This is a genomic window from gamma proteobacterium symbiont of Lampromicra miyakona, assembly GCF_059730895.1.
This window is the reverse complement of sequence record NZ_AP035934.1, coordinates 1-21868: the sequence shown is the minus strand read 5'-3', so window position 1 is coordinate 21868 and position 21868 is coordinate 1. Positions and strand designations below refer to the sequence as shown.

Sequence of the window (21868 nt, the reverse complement as noted above, 5' to 3'; positions counted from 1 at the left end):
TTTAAGATTACAGCATGTGATTATCGCGCCAGCCTTCCCGTTTCAGCATAACGTGCACCCTGCGGTAGCCATAGTGGACGCGGGTTTCGGTTATCTCCCTGATGCGAAGCCGCAGCGCGCTGTCGTCTGCCGCAACGGAGCGGTACCGGAACGAACTGCGGCTGATCTTCAGCGCAAAGCAGACCTGTCTTTCACTGGCACCGTAGCGGGTCTGCAAGTCCCTGACCCACTCGCGCAGGCGTGCCAGCGTCAACTCTTTTTTGCCAGCACGTCCTGCAGCATGGTCTTGTCGGGGCTCAGATCGGCAACCAGCTTCTTCAGTCGAAGGTTTTCCTCTTCAAGCTGCCGCATATGTTTCAGTTCTGAAGGAGAAATCCCGCCGTACTTTTTGCGCCAGGCGTAGAACGTGGCGTCGGAGATGCCCAGCCTGCGGCAGACTTCGGGCACGGGCGTGCCCGGTTCAGCCTGCTTCAGGGCAAAGACAATCCGCTCTTCGGTGAATCGTGACTTTTTCATCGGCACAACCTCTGCTCGAGGGAGCGAACATCATGCCGGAATTCTGTTTCTGAATGGAGCAGGATTTCGGGGCAGGGTCAATACCACTTAACTCCAGCTCACACCCATACGCTGCGACTCGATCGGCACGGTAATAGCGCACCACATCGCCCACAATCAGTAACGACGGCGACACCGGTTTTTGCTGTTCAACAGTTTCAGGCAACCCGGCCAGCGTGGTGATCAGCACCCGCTGGTTCTGACGCGTACCGTTTTCAATGATCGCCACCGGCGTCGCCTCGCTGCGGCCATATTCCCGTAACCGGGCGCTAATCACGCTGCTCCAGCTTAACCCCATGTAAAACACCAGCGTCTGATTGGTCGCGGTCAGCGCCGCCGCATCCAGCTGCGGTTCGCCGCTGCGCCCGTGTCCGGTGATAAAGCGCAATGACTGGGCACAGTCACGGTGCGTCAGCGGAATGCCGCTGGCAGCCGCACAGCCCACTGCGGCGGTAATACCGGGCACCACTTCGCAGACAATATTCGCCTGCTGCAGGCTGACCATCTCTTCACCGCCACGGCCAAAGATAAAGGGATCGCCGCCTTTTAAACGCACGACATTGCGCCCGCTGGCAGCCAGGTCCACCAGCAGTTGATTAATCTGAGCCTGCTTCAGGCCGTGATGACCCGGCTGTTTACCCACGTCGATACAGAGTGCACTGCTGGCGACTTCCGCCATCACCGCTTCGCTGACCAGGCGATCATAGACCACGACATCCGCACGTTGCAGCAGGCGCAGCGCCTTGACTGTCAGTAGATCCACATCCCCCGGTCCGGCCCCTACCAGCCAGACTTTGCCAGGGCTGGACGCGTTGTCCGGCGCCAGCAGTTTATCTAAAGGGTTGATCGCAATCATCATTCTTCCTCCGGTACAGCAACGGAAAGCAAAAGGTGTTTTAGCTCCGGCAGGCAGGAGCCGCAGTTGGTACCACAGTTGAGTGCGTTACCCAGTGCCTGAGTGCTGTGACAGCCCTGTTTAATCGCCTGTAAGATGGTGTTTTCCCCAACGCCAAAGCAGCTACAGATCGTCCGGCCAGCCACGGCACGTTGTGCCGATTGTCCCGCCAGCAGAGCATGCCGGTCCGCCGCATTCACAGGTGCCTGGCGAAAAGCCTGCGCAACCCAGTCATGATTGATCTCGGGTAAAGACGCGCCTGCATAAAAGGCCAGGTGCAGCTCACCGTTACGCCAGGCCAGCAGGCGGTAATGCGGTTCCGCCGCATGAGCGGTTTGCAGTTGCAGCCCGGCCAGCGGGATCGTTGCCATGAGCCACTGTTCTGGCGAACCGTCTCCGGCCACGCTAAAGCGTTGCACGCCCTCATAGGGTGTTCGCGCCCAGTAGCGCAGCGCATCAGGCGGGCTTGCGTCGCGCTGCCAGAGCCAGCCCTGCCAGCTGGCGTTGAGCGGGTGGATACGCACGGCGGTTTGTTTAAATGCAGGCTGTGCCGAGACTGGACAGCGGGTTGAAGCCACCAGTCCGCCAACCGTGCCCTGCAGGCTGAACTGTCGGTTCCAGTGCATAGGGACAAAGATCTCACCGCGCCGCAGACCGCTGTCCAGCGTCACACGCACCGTCACCCAGCCCGCCTCGGACTGCACCCGTGCCAGTGCGCCCGCGCACAGGCCATAGCGTTGTGCGTCCTGCGGATGCAGGGCTGCAAATGGCTCATCACAATGCTGCATGAGCCGGGGAACCAGGCCGGTACGCGTCATGGTGTGCCACTGATCGCGGATCCGTCCGCTGTTCATTAATAACGGGTAAGCCGTTTCGCACACCACTGGCTGCGGCGTGGCCGGTGGCAACAGGCGGGCTTTACCATCAGGATGGTAAAAGTGCCGGTCGCTAAACAGCCGGGCGCAGCCCTCGGGATAACGAGCGTTGATTGGCCACTGTACCGGCTTCATCGCATCCCACTGTGCGTCGCTCATACCGGCCAGACCGCTGATATCAAAGGCGCGCTGGCCGTTGTTCTCAAACCCCGACAACGCCGCATGCTCGCGGAAGATGGCTGCCGGATGCGTCCAGGTAAAGCCTTCATGAAAGCCCAGACGCTGGGCGACCTGCGCGAGTAACCACCAGTCCGGTTTAGCTTCTCCGGCCGGAGGCATAAACGCGCGCTGACGGGAAATCCGGCGTTCAGAATTGGTCACGGTGCCGTTCTTTTCCCCCCAGCCCTGCGCGGGTAGCAAAATATGCGCAAAGGCGGTGGTATCCGTTTGCGCCAGCACGTCTGACACAATTACCAGCGGACAGGCAGCCAGCGCCCGGGCAATGCGATTGCCTTCTGGCATCGAAACCGCCGGATTGGTACCCATAATCCACACAGCTTTGATTGCTCCACGGTCAATGGCGTCAAACAGATCAACCGCCGTCAGGCCGGGCTCACGCGCCATACGCGGACTGCGCCAGAAACGCTGTAAACGGTCGCAATCTTCTGCGGTGAAACTCATATGCGCCGCCAGTTGGTTGGCCAGCCCCCCTACTTCCCGCCCGCCCATCGCATTCGGCTGTCCGGTCAGCGAAAACGGGCCGCAGCCGGGTCGGCCAATCTTGCCGCTCAGCAGGTGCGCATTGAGAATAGCATTGTTGTTGTCACTGCCGCTTTGTGACTGGTTAATGCCCATGCACCATAAGGTCAGTACGCGCTCATGCCGGGTAAACAACCCGTAGAACGCGGCGATCACTTCATGGCTGATATCACAATGGGCTGCCACCGCCGCACCATCCCACTGCCGCGCGGCCCGTAAGGTTGTGTCTACACCGTCCAGATGCGGCAGCATCGTGACGTCAATGCCGTCATGCTGTTCCAGCCAGTGCAGCAGGCCCGAGAACAGGGCCGGATCGCTGCCCGGCCGGAGCGGTAAATGCAGATCGGCGAATTCACAACTGGCCGTGCGGCGCGGATCGATAACCACAACCTGCATCTCAGGGCGCTGCACTTTTGCCTGTTTCAGGCGCTGAAACAGCACCGGATGGGCCCAGGCGGCGTTCGAGCCGACAAGAATGACTACCTCGGCCTCATCCAGATCCTCGTAACAGCACGGTACGGCATCCGCCCCAAATGCCCGTTTATAGCCTGTCACCGCGGAGGCCATACACAGGCGTGAATTGGTATCGATGTTGGCGACGCCGAGAAAGCCTTTCATCAGCTTGTTCGCCACATAGTAATCTTCCGTGAGCAACTGGCCGGAACCGTAGAAAGCCACCGCCTCCGGGCCATGCGCATCGATAATCCTGCGCAAACCATCAGCCGCGGCATCCAGTGCCGTCTCCATGCTGACCCGCTGGTGATGAAGCTGAGGATGCAGCAACCGTCCGGCCTGTGTCAGGGTTTCGCCCAGTGCCGCGCCCTTTACGCATAGCCGCCCGGCATTCGCCGGATGACGGGTATCGCCACTGACCTGAGGCGACGCGCTCTGCGGCTGCGTGACCTCGACGCCGCAGCCCACCCCGCAATAAGCGCAGGTAGTTTTCATGATGCCTGCGCCATCAGGTTAAGCGGACGGTTTGCGACCCAGACCTGGCCGTCCTCCAGTTTAACCGGCCAGCAACGCAGCTGATGCTGGGGATTATCAAGGCTCTGTCCGTCACGCAGGCGTACACGCTGTTTGTAAAGCGGCGAGATCACCACCGGCTCCCCCGCAACATCACCAAGGATACCGCGTGACAGTACGCTGGCTTCGCTGCCCGGCTCACGATCCTCCAGCGCATAACAGTCATCACCCATGCGGAATAAGGCAATACGGACGCTGCCAAGACGGGCTCCGATGCCGGCCTCTGGCGGAATGGCCTCCAGTGGGCAGATTTCGCTCCAGGGTTCGGCGGGCAGATGCATCAGGGGAATACCACTGGCCTTGTGTGGCTGGCGCTGTCCGCGCACGCGTGCATAGTGCAGCGTTTCATCCGGCTGATCGCTGTTCACTGTGGCGGTAAACAGCGCACGTCGCGAGGGATCGGCCAGCGTGGTCTGCCATTCGCATTGCCAGGTGTCCACCACCTGTTGCATTTCCTGTTCCAGCGTGGCGGCGATCCCCAGGCTGTCATGAATCACCACCTCACGCAGGTAGTCCAGCCCGCCCTCCATGTTATCCATCCAGACGCTGGTACGCTGCAGGCGATCCGCCGTGCGCACGTAGAACATCAGAATCCGGTCGACGTACTGGATTAGCGTGTCATCGTCCAGATCGCTGGCAAACAGTTCCGCATGGCGCGGCTTCATGCCGCCATTGCCGCAGACGTACAGGTTCCAGCCGTTTTCCGTGGCGATGACCCCGATATCTTTACTTTGTGCTTCCGCACATTCGCGGGTGCAGCCGGACACCGCCATCTTGATCTTATGCGGTGCGCGCAGGCCCTTATACCGGTTCTCCAGCGCGATGGCGAAGGCGGTAGAATCCTGCACGCCATAACGGCACCAGGTCGAGCCGACGCAGGATTTCACCGTACGCAGGGATTTTCCGTAGGCATGACCGGTTTCAAAACCGGCTTCCAGCAGGGTTTCCCAGATAGCAGGCAGCTGGTCCAGCCGCGCACCAAACAGATCGATACGCTGGCCGCCGGTAATTTTGGTATAGAGATCGTAACGCACGGCCACTTCGCCGATGGCAATCAGGCCCTGTGGCGTGATCTCGCCCCCCGGCACGCGCGGTACGACCGAATAGGTGCCATCTTTCTGGATATTGGCAAAGTAACGGTCATTCGTGTCCTGTAACGGTAAATGTGCCGGTTTCAGCAGGTAATCGTTCCAGCACGAGGCCAGTAGCGACCCCACCAGCGGTTTGCATACCTCGCAACCACAACCCCGTCCGTGGCTGGCCAGCAGATCGTCAAAGGTTTTGATGCCATTAATACGGATCAGGTGATACAGCTCCTGACGGGAATAGGCGAAGTGCTCACAGATGTCTTTTTTAACAGCGACGCCCAGGTTTTCCAGCTGAAGCTCCATCACCTGTTTTACCAGCGCGGCGCAGCCGCCACAGCCTGTTGCGGCTTTAGTGCAGCTTTTTATACTGGCCATATCGCCACAGCCACTCTGCACCGCATGGCAGATATCGCCTTTACTGACGTTATGGCAGGAACACACCTGGGCACTGTCCGGCAGCGCAGCGACGCCCAACCCTTTGGCCGGCGCGCCATTCAACGCAGGCAAAATCAGCGCTTCCGCTGCCATCGGCAGCGGCATGGCGTTTAACATCATTTGCAGGAGCGTGGCATAGTCGCTGCTGTCTCCCACCAGCACGCCGCCCAGCAGTCGTGCATTGTCGGCGCTAACCACGATCTTCTTGTAAATGCCTTTTGGCCCGTTGGCCCAGTGGTAGCTCAGGCTGCCCGGCGTTTTGCCGTGCGCATCGCCAAAGGAGGCGACTTCTACGCCCAGCAGCTTCAGTTTAGTGCTCATGTCGGCACCGGTGAACTGCGCCGGTTCGGCCGCCAGATGCCCGGCCAGCACACGCGCCATCTGGTAGCCAGGCGCTACCAGGCCAAAAATCTGCCCGTTCCACAACGCGCATTCGCCGATAGCATAAATGTCGCTGTCACTGGTCTGGCAATGATCATTGATGGTAATGCCGCCGCGCGGCCCCACGCTGATGTCGGCGCTCCGGGCCAGCTCATCACGCGGGCGGATACCGGCAGAGAACAGCACCAGATCGGTGGCCAGCTCGCCGCCATCGGCAAAGTGCAGCACCAGACTGCCGTCAGGCTGGGTGGCAATCTCTTCGGTCTGCTTCGAGGTATGCACCGTCACGCCCAGCGAGTCGATCTTTTGCCGCAGCATCAGCGCCCCGCCGTCGTCCAGCTGCACGGCCATCAGGCGCGGCGCAAACTCAACCACGTGCGTCTCCAGCCCCAGCTGCTTCAGCGCATTGGCGGCTTCCAGCCCCAGCAGCCCGCCGCCGATCACCACGCCGCGCTGACTCTGGCGGGCACAAGCTGCGATGGCATCCAGATCGTCCAGCGTGCGGTAGACAAAGCAGCGCCCGGCGTCATGGCCGGGTACCGGTGGTACAAAGGCGCGGGAGCCGGTGGCCAACACCAGCTTATCCCAGGCCAGCTCACGTCCCGCGCTGTCACGCAGGCTGCGCTGCTGGCGATCGATCGCCTCTACCCGGCAACCGCTGCGCAGTTCAATTGCGTTCCGGGCAAAAAAATCCTCGCTCACCAGCGACAACTCTGTTGCCGTTTTACCGGTGAAATACTCAGAAAGGTGAACCCGATCGTAAGCCTGATAGCGCTCTTCGCCGTAGACCACAATGTGATAATGCTGATGCAGGTTACGGGCGACCAGCTGCTCCAGAAAATGGTGGCTGACCATGCCGTGACCCACCACGGCTAATACAGGTTTCGTTTGGCTCATCACAGGGTTTCCTGCAGCCAGCGGCTGCGTTTCAGGTTCATCAAGGCCGAACAGCGTATTCACAGAAACCGGTCCGGCATTATGGAGTTGGTTCAGCAGCGCGCCACTTTGCTGGCAGTCGCCATACAGCAGCACGCCGTTCAGTCGGCCGTCTTTGAGGAACAGGCGGCGATAGTGCCCGGCGATCGGGTCAAAACTGGTGACAGACGGGGCTTCGCGAACGTCACCAGCGCTAAACAGGGAAATGCCGCTGACTTTGAGACGGGTGCCCGTGGCCGCACTGTAGAAATCTCCCTGAGGCCGATCGGCCAGTTGCGCCGCCAGAATCTTTGCCTGGGCCAGACAGGGCGCGACCAGACCGAAGGTCTCGCCGCTGATTTCACAACATTCGCCTACGGCATAAATTCCGGCGTGCGCAGTGCGCAACTGGCGATCCACCAGAATGCCGCGCTGACAGGGAATACCGGCGGCCTGCGCCAGGGCGATCGCCGGCTGGACACCAATGGCCATCACCACCTGCTGCGCGGCCAGCACACGGCCATCGTGGAGGATCACGCTATCCGTGCGGATCGCCGCAAGGCTGGCATTCAGTTCACAGCGAATGCCGCGCGCCCGGAGCTGAGCCAGCAGTAATTCCCCTGCCCTGATATCCAGCTGTCTGTCCAGCAAACGTGACTGACGATGAATCAGCGTGACCTGACGTCCCTGCGCCTGAAGTCCGGCGGCGGCTTCAATACCCAGATAGCCCCCACCGACCACCACTACCGGACCGTGCCCGGCCAGCAAAGTGTTCACATCCTGCAGCGTGCGAAACGTGCTGACATGCGGCAGGTCGCTGCCTGGAACAGACGGCCTGCAGGGCTGCGATCCGGTTGCCAGTACCAGGCGGTCCCAGTGCAGCAGGCGCTGGTCGGTGCGTAAGGTCCGCTCAGCAATATTCACCTGTTCCACCGTCTCTCCCACCCGCAATGTTATGCCGTGACGGTGATACCAGTCAGGGTCGTGGATCAGCGTTTGCTCAACGGTGGTTTCTCCGGCCAGCAGCGGCGACAACAGCACACGGTTATAGTTGCCGTGCGGCTCACGGCCAATCACAGTGATGTCGTAACGCATCGGCGCCAGCTGCAACAGAGTTTCTACCATGTGCATGCCCGCCATCCCGTTACCCGCAACCAGCAGCCGTTGTCTCATGGTGTCGTCCTTATGCCGCCGAAGTCTGTTTTTCGTAGAGAAAATGCAGCACTTTCTGGCGCAGCTGGTGATAACGCACGTCATCCGCCAGCGCCACGCGTGAACGCGGCCGGACCAGGTCGATCGTCAGAATATCGCCCACCTGCGCCGCCGGACCGTTGGTCATCATCAGTACCCGATCGGACAGCAACACGGCTTCATCCACATCATGGGTAATCAGGACGATGGTGGTGTTCAGCGCCTGCTGGATGCGCATGACGCTGTCCTGCAGATGCGCGCGCGTTAAGGCATCCAGCGCACCGAAGGGTTCGTCGAGCAGCAGCACGCGAGGTTTCATTGCCAGCGCGCGGGCGATACCGACACGCTGCTTCATGCCGCCGGAGATCTCGCCGGGGCGTTTATGCATGGCATGACTCATTTGCACCTGGTTCAGGTTGTGCTCGATCCAGTCACGCATTTCCGCCTTGTTCATCTTGCCTTTAAACACCTGCTCTACCGCCAGCTCAACGTTCTGATACGCCGTCAGCCAGGGCAACAGCGAGTGGTTTTGAAACACAACGGCGCGCTCAGGGCCGGGGCCGGTGACTTCGCGGTTATCGCATAACAGGACGCCGCTGGTAGGTCGGGTTAAACCGGCGATCAGGTTGAGCAGCGTGGATTTACCACAGCCGGAGTGGCCGATCAGGCTCAGGGTTTCCCCCTGATGAATATCAAAGCTGACATTATCGAGCGCCAGAAAATCGCCGCCGGAAGTGGTAAAACGCTGGCTGACCTGCTGTACACGAATGATAGGTTGCATAGTGTTCCCCTTATTTATCCCAGCTAAAGCGACGCGCCAGCAGCATCAGTCCCTGCTCCAGTAGCAGGCCGACGACGCCAATCAGCAAAATGGCAATCAGGATGTTTTCAACATTGAGGTTGTTCCACTCGTTCCAGATCCAGAAGCCGATCCCCAGGCCTCCCGTCAGCATTTCGGCAGCCACGATCACCAGCCAGGCGATACCAATCGACAGGCGGACCCCGGTCAGCACCGCAGGCAGAACGGCGGGAAACAGGATGCGGCGCAGGATGGTCCATTCCGACAGTTGCAGCACGCGCGCCACATTGAGGTAATCCTGTGGAATGCGCTGTACACCTTCGGCGGTATTAATAATCATCGGCCAGATAGAACAGATAAAAATGGTCCAGCTGGAGGCCGGTTCGGCGCGCTGGAACAGCAGCAGGCCGATAGGCAGCCAGGCCAGCGGGCTGACCGGACGCAGTAGCGCGATAACCGGATTGAACATGCGTGCCACAAAGGCAAAACGCCCCAGCAGAAAGCCTGCGGGAATCCCCACCAGCGCGGCCAGGCCAAAGCCGATAGCGACGCGCTGCAGCGAGGCCAGCACATTCCAGCCGATGCCCTGATCGTTAGGGCCGTTGTTATAGAACGGATCGGCGAACAGGATTTTCGCCGCTTCCCAGGTGGCGTACGGGCCGGGAAAGCCTTTGCTGGAAAGGGCCGCGATCTGCCAGATCAGAAGCAGAAGCATCACACCGCACAGCGCGGGAATGGCACGCTGCAAAAACGGACGCAGGCGCGCAGGCGAGCGCATCTTTTTTGGCGTGACCTGAAGGGGCACCACCGTGGCCCGGGTGGGCAGCGTCTCAGGCTGCGTCAGGGAGCGAGTCTGGCTTTTCATCACGACCTCTCTTTGTGGTTAATGGCAAAGCTGGCGGCGTAAACGGCAGGATTCGTGCCATCCCACACCTTGCCGTCGATCAGGGTGCTGCTGCGCATCTCACTGCCGGGCAACGTGATGTTGCCGACGGCGCTCGCTGCCTGTTTGTAGATATCAATTCGGTTGATCTGCTTTGCGACGCCCAGATAGTCCGGATCCTCGGTCAGCATTCCCCAGCGCTTAAGCTGGGTGAGGAACCACATGCCATCGGACAGATACGGGAAACTGACGCTGCCGTCATGGAAGAAGCGCATCGCATGCGGGTCCTGCCATTTCTGTCCCAGCCCGTTTTCGTACTGGCCGAGCATGCGACCCTGCAGAATCTCAGGTTTGGTGTTGATCCAGGCGCGTCCGGCCAGCACCTGCGCCGTTTCGCGGCGGTTATCATCGGAGGCATCGATCCAGCGTGCCGCCTCCAGGACAGCCGCCGTCAGCGCGCGCGCCGTATTGGGGTTCTCTTTCACCCACGCGGCGCGGGTGCCAAGAATTTTTTCGGGGTGATCGGGCCAAATCTGCTGACTGGTAGCGACGGTAAAACCAATATCATCACTGATGGCGCGCTGATTCCATGGCTCGCCCACGCAGAAGCCGCTCATATTGCCAATCTTCATATTCATCACCATCTGCGGCGGCGGCACGACGACAGTGCGCACGTCATCAAATGGATTGATACCGGCATTCGCCAGCCAGTAGTAGAGCCACATCGCGTGGGTACTGGTCGGAAAGGTATGCGCAAAGGTGAGACTGCCTTTGGCCTTGCTGTCGATGGTCTTTTTCAGGCTGGCGGCATCGGTGACCTTTTGCGCTTTAAGCTGGTTCGACAGGGAGATTGCCTGGCCATTGTTATTGAGCGTCATCAGGTTCGCCATCGCATGCTGAGGGCCGGCAACGCCCAGTTGCAGGCCATAGATCATGCTGTACAGGACGTGTGCCGCATCGAGCTCACCGGAGATCAGTTTGTCGCGGACGGCTGCCCAACTGGCTTCTTTACTGGGCTGTAGCGTCAGACCATATTTTTTGTCGAAGCCTTTCACCGAGGCCATGACGACCGGCGCACAGTCGGTCAGTGGAATAAATCCCACCCGCACGGTGGCTTTTTCTGGCGCATCGGAACCCGCCGCCCATACGGCGTTGCGCAATCCCGGCAACAGCCACAGCCCGCCAGCGGCGGCGCTGGATAACAGCAGTTGACGTCGAGACAGTGAAACTGGCGATTTGCTCATTTTTTGCCACCCTCAGGAAATAAAAAAAGGCGTCCTCTCCACTGCTTTCACAGGGAGATGGACGCCTTTATCCAAAAGCACTCGCTTTACCGCCGTTGGCAAAGCAAATGCATACACTTAATAGGGTAAAGCAAACTGCATGCCAGCTTTGAAACGGTCCTGCGCGTGGCGATCAGGGCTTTCGCCGGGCTGGTTTTTTAACCGATTTTGCACGTTTGTGACGCAGACCACGCACAAGCATTGTGCAGCTAACGCTTTAGAGTTATCTCTTCATTGTGGCTGCCACCGTGACGATCGCCTGGGCGATTTCCGGTAGCCGTTTATTCTGATCCATCGCGCTTTTACGCAGCCGTTGCCAGGCGTGCTCTTCACTCAGCCCATGCTGCTGCATCAGCCAGGTTTTGGCCTGGTCGAGCAGTTTGCGCTCTTCCAGCGTGGCGCGCAGGGTGGCCAGCTCATTGGCCTGATGCTGTAAACGCTGAGACTGCTCCGTGATCAACGACAGCAGTGAACGACCCAGCTGGGGTGCCAGCCCGTCGCTGTTCAGCGCACCGGACTCGGTGGGCAGCCAGTCCACCCCGGAGACATATAAAGTAAAATCGCAGCCCGACTGCGCCACATGCAGAGGTTCAGCTGCCTGATGCTGTGCCAGTGCGATCGCCTCGCGGCAGCGCAACATCAGCGTGGCTGACAGCCGATCCTCCAGCAATTTCATTTGGTCGATGCGCTGTGACAGCAGCGAAAACCAGTGCAGCGCGCCACTGTCGTCCCGCCGCCCGTCGGTACAGGCAATGCGTCGCAGTCGTTCAATTTCACGACTGGCCTGCGCCAGCGGCTGCCAGTGGTGTAAAACCGCCTCATCGGCAAACTGCTGGAAGGTCGAAAAGCTTTGTTCCTGTGCTTCAATTAAGGCCACCATGGCGCTGCGCTGCTCCGCGCTGAATTGTCCGGCAGCAAAGCCGGCCGCTCCCAGGGCGCGTTCCTGTCCCGTCAGCTCTTTGCCCTGCATGAAGCTGAACAGCGCAATGAGCGCGCGGGTAATGTCAGGATGGCTGGCGGTGTCGGCGGCCTCAAAGACCAGGTTCAGTAAGCTACGGATAATGGTACTGAACGCCGCAACGGCCTGCGCGTGCGCGATCTGCTGTTGCGTAATCTGCTGGCGCAACGCCGGTAATCCGGCCAGGGCCTGCAGCGCGGCGGCGATCAGGTTACAGAAGCGGCTGTATCCCGGCTGGGCTTCAACCCTGGGTAAGGCCTGGCAAAAATCCCGTTGGCAGCGCGTCACATCCTGCTCACTGGCGAGCCGCTGCTCGCCGTAAAGCCTGCCTTCTGAACATATCCACAGATTGCTCGCCCCCCGCTCGCGCTGAAGCTGATGCACCAGCTCGCTGACGGTGGTAATGAGTTTGCCGGTCTGGCGAAGGCGTTGCAGGCTGGCAATATCGCTTTGCCTTGAGGCCTGTAACCAACTCAGTGCGTCATCCATTGCTCCCCCACCCTTTGATGCGAAAAAGTGAGTCAAGCAAAAGCCGTGCCGTTTTGTATCATATATTTTCTCATCAAGACCATTTGTGATCAATCCTCCTGTCTTTCCTGTCACCAACGATGCAAAAGTGGCTCTTCCGCAACCTGGGCGGAAGAAAAACAATGAAAATTTTTAGATAACAAAGATCTAAGCTGTTTTAAGTCATGGATGACGCTATGCCTTCACTCAAGACGCTTTTGCAGCTGCCCTGCGGGTGGCAATCAATCTGACAAACTTCTGGCCCTGATGGAGTGACAATCCATTTGCAGGCAACGTGTAAAACCTCGCGCTGCCCTGAATGCATGAAGCGCAGCAGTTATGTACACAGCTGTCGACGCCGCCGGATACAGCATCTGCCATGCTCCGGGCAGGCTATCTGGCTGATATTTGCCGTTCGCCACTGGTACTGTCGTAACCCATCCTGTTCACGTAAAATCTTTGCCGAATCCCTGACTCCTTTTGCTGGTTCACGGCAGCAGGCTTCGCGGTCACTGCAAACATTACAGTATCAACTGGGATTGATCTCCGGTGGAGAAGCGGGACGGCTGGCTGCAACGGCGGCAGGCCTGCGGACCAGCGCGGATACCCTTCTTCGCGGGGTAATAAGCACTCCTGAGTCAAAGCAACCTGCTACCCCAAGTGTAGGAATCGACGAATGGGCATGGCATCGGGGCCATCGTTACGGCACGTTAATCGTCAATCTTGAGACTCACCGGCCCCAGGTCCTGCTTCCCGGCCGCGAACAGCGTACGCTGGCAGCCTGGTCCAGAAAATATCCTGAAATACAGGTTGTTTCCCCCGATCGTGGCGGTATCTATGCTACTGCAGCACATGAAGGTGCGCCTCAGTGCAGGCAGGTGGCAGATCGCTGGCACCTGCTGAAAAATATTGGCGATGCACTTGAACGGATGATGTACAGACATATGCCGCTGATACGTCTTGTCGCCAAATAAATCATCTGAACCAGAGATACCAACGGCAAATATCCGCCGCCCGGAGCGGCTCAAACAACAGACCCGTAATAAACGTCATCAACGCTGGTTGGAGGTAATTACCCTGCATAAGAATGGATGTGGGATCCGTGAAATATCCCGCACCACCGGGCTGTCACGCGTAACGATAAGGCGCTGGCTCCAGTCCGGTACATTCCCTGAAATGTCAGGCCGCCCGAAGAAACCCGGCCTTCTGGATCCCTGGCGTAAGTGGCTGGAGGAACGGCGCGAACGCGGCGATCATAATGCCAGCCAGATATGGAAGGAAATGGTGGCAAATGGCTTCGAGGGTAGCGAAACAACCGTCAGGGATGAGGTTGCCAGATGGCGAAATGGTGGGGCTGTCATGGTTACTACGCCAGCCCGCCTTCCGCCAGCTTCGCGTGTGAGCCGTTGGTTGATGCCCTGGCGAATAATCAGGGGCGAAGAAAATTATGCTTCCCGCTTCGTCAGGCTGATGTGTGAAAAAGAACCGCAGCTGAAAATCGCACAAGAACTTGCACTGGACTTCTACCGGATCCTGAAAACCAAAAACAAGCCACAGCTAAGCAGATGGTTCACTCATGTCAGCGAAAGCGGACCTGTTGAGCTTCGGCGTGTTGCAGCCGGGATGGAAGCTGATGCAGCAGCAATATGTGAAGCCATAACCAGCAAATGGAGTAACGGTGTAGTCGAAGGACACGTAAATCGCCTGAAAATGCTGAAGCGGCAGATGTACGGGCGTGCCGGGTTCGAGTTACTGAGGCGACGGATGATGAGTCCTCTGGCCTGAAAAGTTCCACCCGAGTTGCGGAAGACCCACTATACCATTGCTGCTAACATGTATGCCCATTTAGGTTACCAGTACATCAAACCGTCAAAATCAGACCACGGTGGAATGGCCTGGCATGAAATGATGATGGCACTCTGATTTAGCGACCCCGACACGACCTTTTTTCTGCTGACCTCCGGTTTGCTTCAAAAAACCGTTTTGGTTTCCAGCGCACCCCATCAGATGTTTTTCTATGCAAAATACTTAAACTGCACCGCTGGCGTTTAAGCGTATCCTGCGTAAACGCCAGACTATGAATCACCCGCAGAGCGGTTTAATAAGTATGTTGCATCCATTGGTTGAACTCACAGCGAGGAGCGGACGTTCGCGGTTATCCGATAGTGGAGGAAGTGAATCGCCACGGATAATCCAGACACTTCTGAGCCGTTGATAATATAGGTTTTCATATTCAGCCGGTGGCATCTGCTCGCTCGAACCATGCCGACGCTTACTGTTATAAAACGTTTCGATATAATCAAAAATATCGCTTCTGGCTTCGTCTCTCGTTCCGTAGATCCTTTTCTTAATCCGTTCGCGTTTCAGTAACTGGAAAAAGCTTTCCGCAACCGCGTTGTCATGGCTGTTACCGCGACGACTCATGCTGCCTTTCAGACCGTGTGATTTCAGGAACGACTGCCACTCATGGCTCGTGTACTGACCGCCCTGATCAGAGTGAACCAGTACCTGCTTTTGAGGATTACGCCTCCACACCGCCATAAGTAATGCGTTCAGGATAATCTCTTTTGTCATGCGGGGTTGCATTGACCAGCCGACAACTTTCCGGGAGAACAGGTCAACCACCACGGCCAGATACAGCCAGCATTCGTGAGTTCGGATGTAGGTTATGTCCGTCACCCAACGCTCATCTGGTGAGTCCGGATTGAACTGCCGCTGGAGCCTGTTCGGTACCACGATGCTGGCTTCGCCTTTACGTGCCCGTGGGCTACGGTACCCAACCTGAGCTTTTATACCGGCACGCTTCATCAGCCGCCAGACCCGGTTCACTCCGCACTGCTGCCCGCTATCCCGCAGGTCCAGATGGATCTTGCGATAACCATAGACGCAGCCAGACTCAGGCCAGAACTGTTTGATCTGCCCGGTCAGCATCTGGTCTGTCTGGTGACGCTGTGAATGTGGCTGCTGAAGCCAGACATAAAATCCACTCGGATGGACGTCCAGAACCCGACAGAGCAAACGAACAGGCCAGCAACGGCGGTTGTCGCGGATAAAGGCGTACCTCAGTCGGACAGCTTTGCGAAGTACGCCGCGGCTTTTTTTAATATGTGGAGTGACCCCGTTACCGTAGACATTCACTGTCCTGACGACGAGGCCTTTTCGAAGGCCTCTGGACTGACGCCTCCCAGTTGGCTGTGGCGTCGGGTCCGGTTGTAGAACACTTCGATATAATCAAAGATATCAGCCCGGGCCACGTCCCGGGTTTTAGAGATCCGCTTTCTGATGCGCTCTTTTTTTAGCGAACTGAAGAAGGATTCTGCCACTGCATTATCCCAGCAGTTGCCGCGCCGGCTCATGCTGGGTAACAGGTTATTAGCCTGGCAGAACCGTCGCCAGTCATCGCTACCATACTGGCTTCCCTAGTCGCTGTGTACGATAACGGTTTCCTCAGGCCTTCGTCGCCAGACGGCCATCAGGAGAGCATCCATCGCCAGTTCGCGCGACAGTGAGGGTTTCATTGACCAGCCCACCACATTGCGGGCAAACAGGTCTATGACCACGGCCAGATACAGCCAGCCCTGCCAGGTCCGTATGTAGGTAATATCCGTTACCCAGACCTGGTTCGGTTTAACGACTGTGAACTCCCGCTGTACCCGGTTAGGCGCAATGACTGACGGACGTCCCCGTTCTCCTCGCGGGATTTTATAGCCATGTACGGCCCTGATTCCGTTCTGCCGCATAATTTTCGCTACCCTGTTTTTACTGCATACCTCTCTGATTTCTCGCAGGTCACTGTGGACCCGCCGGTATCCATAAACGCCGCCACTCAGGGTATAAGAGTCGCGGATAAGCGCCAGCAGCCGCTGATTATCCTGCTCTCCAGCTGATACCGGGCAGTGGAGCCAGACGTAAAAACCGGAACGGGCAACCTTCAGAACCCGACACATCAGTGTGATCGACCAGACCTGGCGGTGATCGTTGATGAAGCGCTACTTTAGTCGGGCTCCCTTGCGAAGTACCGCGCCGCCTTTTTCAGGATATCCCGCTCCTCCTCAGTTCGCTTGAGCTGCGCTTTCAACCGGAGGATCTCCGTCCGGGCATCCAGCAGATCCTGCGCCTGGTGCCCGCTGGCATCAGGTTTTATTGAGCGGATCCATTTATAAAGACTGTGTTGCGAGACGCCCAAGCGTTCAGAAACGTCGGCGACGGAATAGCCCCGCTCGGTGATCTGGCGGACTGCTTCTTCTTTAAACTCAGGGGTAAATCGTGGTGTGCCCATAGACTCCTCCTATGCTCAAAATATAGGGCAGATTTGTCTATGGGCTCGGGGTCACTCCAGTTTATACAAACTATAAGGAGTGGCAGTTCAGGTTTAAGCATAAGCTATAGTCAGTTGATATAAGCTATAGGGAGTGATGTGAGTTCTGCTATTTTATAGCAGTGAAGCCAGCATGGCATTTAATTCATTTAAAATCAAAAAGATAGAATAAAGTAAAAAAGACTCTGACTTGTCAGTCATAAGCTGTAGTGAGTAATAAGCTGCCCGTTATCACTGCATAAGCTGTAGTGAGTGAAAAAAACGGTAATATGCGTTTTTTATAAACTGTAGTGAGTAATAACCTTCAGAGAAAGTGGTTATATAAACTATAGTGAGCAAACCCGACTCCTCAGCGCATAGATATAAGCTATAAGGAGTAAAACGCGTCTTTTACGCCATAAACCTAAGCTGTAGTGAGTAGATTTTTTCTTAAAATTAATAAAATTCGGCCAGTTAATAAAAGGCTGTACTTACAGCCTCAGTGATTCTTTGCTCTCCGGAGAAGAGAACAGCTCATCACAGCGCATGTGTTACTGAGACTTAAAAATCTTTTCCAGATCCTGAAGTGAAATACCGAGCTTATCAAGAAGTTCAATCTTTTCCTGCAGTTGCGGATCGAGTGGCTCTTTTGTGTTAGTTGTTGCCTTCGGTGCTTCCAGCTGCCCCGTCTTGGGCGCTCTGAGCTTTGGATAGCGATTATGGACCTGGAAGTAGACGCTGCGTCCCTTATAAACTTCGCTATAGTCCAGATAACCAATCTCTTTAAGCTGCTCCATCGCACGGCGCACTGTCTGGTTTTGCGAAAACACAGGAGAGCGCAAATTCAGCCTTTCGCGAAGGCGCGCCAAGGAGATAGGGGCCGGGTTTTTGGGAAGGCTTTCAATGTAGGTATAGAGCGCCTGAGCGGACTCACGGCGTTTAAGCGCATTGATCGCCTTGAGCTGCAGTAACACCTTGTGATCAAACTCATAAAGCTCGAAAAGCTTCGGGTCAGCCTGCAGAATAACAATGTCTTTTTTGGTATCGTAAAAAGCAGACTGGACCAGATGCGTGATGTATTCTTTTGCGTCGTCGCCGCTTTTTGAAGAGAAAGAGATTGTGGTGCTCGCAATACGCTTCAGAGACGGGCTGATACGCTCTCTGAGCTGCTTTGAGGAGCGGCTTGAGGGGATGCCGCAGAGCTTGGCAAACTCTACAAATGAGAGCTGTACCTTGTCGCCAATGACCTTATCTTTGTGCTTTGCAAAGGAATGGATGATCCCGACCCAGGTCTTGAAATCGTTATCCATATCCAGGCGTGGGCCGACTATCTCAACCTTTTCATAACCTTCCGCTTTTGCAAGAGACAGACGCGTCAACTCCTCGGTCGCATCAGTTGTTGAAGAGGTGTTTTTCTTGCTGTTTTTTAACGACTTAAGCGTAGGAACAAATACGCCCAGGCGCATCAGAGCCACCGGCTGCACAGTATTATTGGCATTCGGCGTCAGGGTTACGATTTCCCCGGATTTCGTATCTTTTTCTTCAAAAAGCTTTGTTAAGTCAAGATTGTCGCTGGCCACAAGCGTTCCTGCACACGTTTCAGAGGATCGTTGAGCATGATCAACCGATCCGGATTATGAATTGTTAGATAACAACTCGCCAGTGATCGAAGTAACCCTCTGATAGGCAATCAGATTAGTTATCCACAATAAAAACGGGAAAATTAGCTATAAACTCACTATAGCTTATGTGTTTTCCTAATTACAGCTTATATTTTACTTTCTATAGCTTATTATGATCTCTGTATAGCTTATATTTTACTTGCTATAGCTTATGCGGACCCCTCTTCAGGCCATAGCTGGTGCGGGCTGCAGCGATCGGGGATCTCTTTGGGATCTATAAAGGATCTCATTAGGATCAATTTATTGGGATCTATCGCGTGGATAAGTGGATAACTATCAGGCCTCCATGCTTAACAGATATACCCGCGCCATCATCAACGGGTCATTTACAGCCGATCTCTGCTGCAGATAAACCGTCGCTGTAGACCGCTCTTAACCAGCCTGCATTTATGTACCGATGAAAATCTTGAGGTGCTATGGGGTATCAACGTCACTCTATGAGAAGAAAAGTTATGAGATCTCTCTGAAATCGTCTGAGAAATGTTTCGTGCTCACTACCAGTTGGTCAGACATTCCCTCTTAAGCAATACTCAGCAGTAATGTCACAGAAAGAAGAGCCAAAATTATGCTCGGATATAAAAATCCTAGTTGTTTAGGACTGCCAAATGGTATGTCAAAATTCTCGTAATTATCATTCAAATATTTGTTATTAAATAATTTTTATTTTAATAGGCTTTTTTGTATGCTTTTTTGCACAGACCAATAAGATATAGAAAGCAACGTTATCAGAACGGTCACCACATTGTACGCTGAGACGCTACAAATATGCCTTCTCCTATTGGTCAAGCCTTGGACAAACAACAGCGGTTCCAGCTAACAGACCATATGGCGTCTTGATTGGTGTGACACCATCAAAGTGGTCATTGTGAGTCTACTTATCACTTCTGCATGTTTGATCGATGATTCTCTATAAGCTTAACATTGAGGATTCAGGGGCCAAACCGATTGAGGTAGTTAACTCAGCTGTGAACGCCAGACCGCGCAGAAACATGATATTCAGTGATGGAAGTTTCAGCTTGAAATTTTCCCATATTGGTCTGTTATAACAGCAGGTTAGAGAGGGTTTTTAATGGGGAATTTAATATAAAAAGAGGGGATACTCATTGGAGTCACTCCCCTTCTCTTCAAGCTGGATTGAAAATTATTTTGCGAGCATCTTTTCAATAACGGCTTTCACAGCATCATCCAGCTCAGCCTGCCAGGCCGCAGGAAGACGCGAAAACTCATAAGTCACAAGGCGCTTCCCGGCGTCCGTTTTTTTCCGCGCAAACTGCTTTTTATCGCTAAATTCCGCTATTTTTTCGGTCACTACTTTTTTCGCATCACGCGCTGACTTAGGTTCAGCACTGGCTGCACGAAAGTAACCAATAATCTTTGCCTTAACAGCCGGATCATCGTTTTCAGTGAGCGTATCTTGCGCGATACGTTCACGAACGCCCTCTGCCAGTTCCTTGACACTGATTTGCCTGCTCGCCGCCTTCTCAGCAATATCGAGTAAGGTCTTATAGTCGTTAATAGAAAGCTCGCCGACGGAGGAAAAGACCGCAATCATTTCATCTGGTACCGATGCCGCCTGAAAAGCACGCGTGACTTTTGCCGGAGACAACCCTTCCGCTGCAGCGATATCAGACTGATTCATATGCTCCGGGTACATCAGCTTCAGGCGATTACCCAGTTCACGCAATGTGTGCTCTTTTGCCGTCTGAATGTCGATGGCCAGCTGGCGGGCGTCTGAAAGTGAAAGCTCGTCTTTCGTCACTAACACTTCAAATGGCATACCGCTGTAAAGACATGCGGCCCTGCGGCGTGAACCGTCAAGGACTTCAATACGCCCGTCTACCTCACGGCCAATAGCCGGAAAGAATTGCTGCAGTTTAATGGTGCGTGAAATGTCGCTGACGGATTCTTTAGTTAAAAAGGCCTGATCGCGGCCGTTAATCGAGGCATCCACGTAAGTCTGCGTCTCGATGTCGTCATGCAGAATCTTGGTTAGCGTAAACCGCGCGGTGGCACCGGATTTAAGAGTAAAAGTGCGGGCACTTTCCGTTTCGCTCAGCATTTTGCTGAAGCTGGAGTTACCCAGGGTACGTCCCATTTTCTTCAGTTCTTTCATTATTGCATCCCTCTAACAAACTCAATCCGTTTAAACACGGCCTGAGTAAAGCGTTCGGCTTCACGTTTGGCATTTTTGAGCGCTTCTGAACTGCCCGGATAAGACTGTGGATCGGCACTGACAATGGTGTCGAACGTTTCTCCGCAGCGCTCAAACCCATCCAGTCGGGGAAGCGTGGCGTCCAATATGTAAGACGTAAAAACGTCCCGGGCGAGACCATGCGTCATCTCATGATCGCGTTTCGACGTCATCTTAGACATGAAGCCGATATTTCCTTTTATACGCGGTGTAATCCCCTCCTCTTCCAGCTGTTCCAGCATATCGGGTAAGCGGGTGAGATACTTCAGGGTCGAGTGGAAATCCACTTGCGCGGGCGGCGTTGGCGTGAGAAGCAGATCGCTTGCAGCAATGGCATTAAGCATGAATGCGTCAAGGTGAGGACCGGTGTCGACAAAGATGAAATCATAGTCGCTTCCCACCCTGTCGATAATGTTTCGGCGCAGAACTTCAGAAGGCAACACGCCGGGCAGATGTTCCTGAACCAGTCTATCCCACTGGCTGGCCACAAATCCATCATCAATGGAAGCCGGGATAATATCCACACCCGGAATGATGGTTGGCTTGATGATTTGTTCTCTGAGCTGTTGCGCATCAAGATCATTCAGCATGGCCTGAGCGGCGGTTTCGACAATCGACCCGATGCTGTTAGCCTGGTTAAGGAACATGGTGCTGGATGCCTGAGGATCCAGATCGATAACCAGATTGCGCAAATCATACTGCAGTAAGTCAGGGTGAACGCGTAATCCATGAGCAAGCGTCACCGTACTGACCGTTTTGGACACCCCACCCTTGAGGTTCACAACGAATATCACAAACGGGCCTTCGCCCTTATGGATGTCACGGTATTTAGGCACTTTCCGGTGAGCGTAGATATCAACAACGTCCTGAACAGTCAGCGCGTAATGTTTCGCATTGCCGGCATCCTTTTTACCAAATACATGCCCTTTGGATTCCATTTCTTCAATGGCCTGCTCAACAGAGCGGCGGCTGAGTTTAGGCAGGTTGGCCACGGCATTACGCGTGAACGTCTGATAGAACTTATCGAGACCGAATTCCTGCCGCTTATCGATAATGTCATCACTCATGCTGCGCAACATAGCATTCGCTCTGCGCGCAGTTTCATCTACTCCACCGTAGTTACTTTTCATCATCCGCTCCGCTGACAA

The 21868-nt window shown here is 55.5% G+C and carries 11 protein-coding genes and 5 pseudogenes; 2 read left to right on the top strand and 14 right to left on the bottom strand.

The features are described 5' to 3' along the window. Positions 1 to 7: 7 nt before the first annotated feature. From AC6I8P_RS22905 to AC6I8P_RS22865, 9 genes and pseudogenes are all read right to left on the bottom strand, one after another. Entirely contained in the window at positions 8 to 253 is a 246-nt protein-coding gene (locus tag AC6I8P_RS22905) for a hypothetical protein (protein ID WP_153010209.1), read from the bottom strand. Then, a pseudogene (locus AC6I8P_RS22900) lies at positions 250 to 516 on the bottom strand (transposase); the annotation flags it as partial. The pseudogene AC6I8P_RS22900 and the gene AC6I8P_RS22905, both read right to left, overlap by 4 nt. Further along, positions 461 to 1414, bottom strand: coding sequence for a uroporphyrinogen-III C-methyltransferase (gene cobA, locus AC6I8P_RS22895; RefSeq protein WP_498013354.1), 954 nt, complete (start codon positions 1412 to 1414; stop codon positions 461 to 463). The gene cobA and the pseudogene AC6I8P_RS22900, both read right to left, overlap by 56 nt. Next, positions 1411 to 4032 carry a nitrate reductase gene (locus tag AC6I8P_RS22890; protein WP_498031374.1) on the bottom strand — a complete coding sequence of 874 codons (2622 nt, stop codon included), beginning with the start codon at positions 4030 to 4032 and terminating at the stop codon, positions 1411 to 1413. Before AC6I8P_RS22890 ends, cobA begins: the two co-directional genes overlap by 4 nt. Continuing rightward, positions 4029 to 8102 carry a nitrite reductase large subunit NirB gene (nirB, locus tag AC6I8P_RS22885; protein WP_498031373.1) on the bottom strand — a complete coding sequence of 1358 codons (4074 nt, stop codon included), beginning with the start codon at positions 8100 to 8102 and terminating at the stop codon, positions 4029 to 4031. Before nirB ends, AC6I8P_RS22890 begins: the two co-directional genes overlap by 4 nt. Before the next feature lie 10 nt (positions 8103 to 8112). Then, complete coding sequence (locus AC6I8P_RS22880; RefSeq protein WP_021508711.1) at positions 8113 to 8901, bottom strand: ABC transporter ATP-binding protein; 789 nt, start codon at positions 8899 to 8901, stop codon at positions 8113 to 8115. A 10-nt stretch (positions 8902 to 8911) separates the two neighbouring features. Next, positions 8912 to 9784: a nitrate ABC transporter permease gene (ntrB, locus tag AC6I8P_RS22875; RefSeq protein WP_021508712.1), complete on the bottom strand. Its 873-nt coding sequence runs from the start codon at positions 9782 to 9784 to the stop codon at positions 8912 to 8914. Beyond that, positions 9784 to 11046, bottom strand: a complete 1263-nt coding sequence (locus AC6I8P_RS22870) for a CmpA/NrtA family ABC transporter substrate-binding protein (RefSeq protein ID WP_166710686.1) — start codon at positions 11044 to 11046, stop codon at positions 9784 to 9786. The genes ntrB and AC6I8P_RS22870 overlap by 1 nt, the downstream gene beginning before the upstream one ends. A 262-nt stretch (positions 11047 to 11308) precedes the next feature. Next, positions 11309 to 12532 (bottom strand): nitrate regulatory protein, encoded by a 1224-nt coding sequence (locus AC6I8P_RS22865; RefSeq protein ID WP_021508714.1) that lies wholly within the window; start codon positions 12530 to 12532, stop codon positions 11309 to 11311. Positions 12533 to 12735: 203 nt separating this feature from the next. On the opposite strand from AC6I8P_RS22865, the pseudogene AC6I8P_RS22860 reads away from it, so the two are divergent. Together AC6I8P_RS22860 and AC6I8P_RS22855 are read left to right on the top strand one after the other, a co-directional pair. After that, positions 12736 to 14335 (top strand): annotated as a pseudogene (locus tag AC6I8P_RS22860) (ISL3 family transposase). A gap of 48 nt (positions 14336 to 14383) precedes the next feature. Then, positions 14384 to 14473, top strand: a pseudogene (locus AC6I8P_RS22855) (GNAT family N-acetyltransferase); the annotation flags it as partial. Positions 14474 to 14746: 273 nt separating this feature from the next. Here AC6I8P_RS22855 and AC6I8P_RS22850 read toward each other — a convergent pair. From AC6I8P_RS22850 to AC6I8P_RS22830, 5 genes and pseudogenes are all read right to left on the bottom strand, one after another. Further along, positions 14747 to 15655 (bottom strand): annotated as a pseudogene (locus AC6I8P_RS22850) (IS3 family transposase); the annotation flags it as partial. A 29-nt stretch (positions 15656 to 15684) separates the two neighbouring features. Continuing rightward, positions 15685 to 16829: pseudogene (locus tag AC6I8P_RS22845) on the bottom strand (IS3 family transposase). 569 nt (positions 16830 to 17398) lie between these two features. Further along, complete coding sequence (locus AC6I8P_RS22840; RefSeq protein ID WP_059013055.1) at positions 17399 to 18427, bottom strand: RepB family plasmid replication initiator protein; 1029 nt, start codon at positions 18425 to 18427, stop codon at positions 17399 to 17401. Positions 18428 to 19670: 1243 nt separating this feature from the next. Then, on the bottom strand, positions 19671 to 20645 hold the full coding sequence (locus AC6I8P_RS22835; protein ID WP_498013368.1) for a ParB family protein: 975 nt from the start codon (positions 20643 to 20645) through the stop codon (positions 19671 to 19673). After that, positions 20642 to 21850 (bottom strand): AAA family ATPase, encoded by a 1209-nt coding sequence (locus tag AC6I8P_RS22830; protein WP_059012898.1) that lies wholly within the window; start codon positions 21848 to 21850, stop codon positions 20642 to 20644. Before AC6I8P_RS22830 ends, AC6I8P_RS22835 begins: the two co-directional genes overlap by 4 nt. Positions 21851 to 21868 lie beyond the last annotated feature (18 nt).